This is a genomic window from Chryseobacterium sp. SIMBA_028, assembly GCF_046535285.1.
In the GTDB taxonomy this organism is placed as follows: domain Bacteria; phylum Bacteroidota; class Bacteroidia; order Flavobacteriales; family Weeksellaceae; genus Chryseobacterium.
Genome location: NZ_JAWRWZ010000450.1, coordinates 1 through 261, shown reverse-complemented (window position 1 = coordinate 261; position 261 = coordinate 1). Strand labels below are relative to the sequence as shown.

The window sequence follows — 261 nt, the reverse complement described above, 5'->3', positions numbered from 1 at the left end:
CTCACCAGGTCATGCCCGACGCCAACAGGATCGTGAACGCCAAGGCTATGGAGTTTGAGGACGACTTCCGCGCCCGAAAGCGTGAATTGGCAGGCGAGCTATCAAGTGTCCCCGACTTCTATATGCAGAACACTAAGGCTGGCAAAAAGCTAGTCGCCATCGATTTTCTTACCGAGAAGGCTGACGGCTACAGGTTTCTCAACAGTAATTTTGCGGTGGAACTTAGCGACGCGGCGTCTGTGCCTCGAAACATCCGCGCCC

General features: G+C 54.8%; 1 protein-coding gene. It reads left to right on the top strand.

What is annotated here, in order from left to right:
* Window positions 1–261 (top strand): hypothetical protein (locus tag SCA31_RS24085; RefSeq protein WP_410699517.1); only part of this gene is annotated, 261 nt, incomplete at both ends.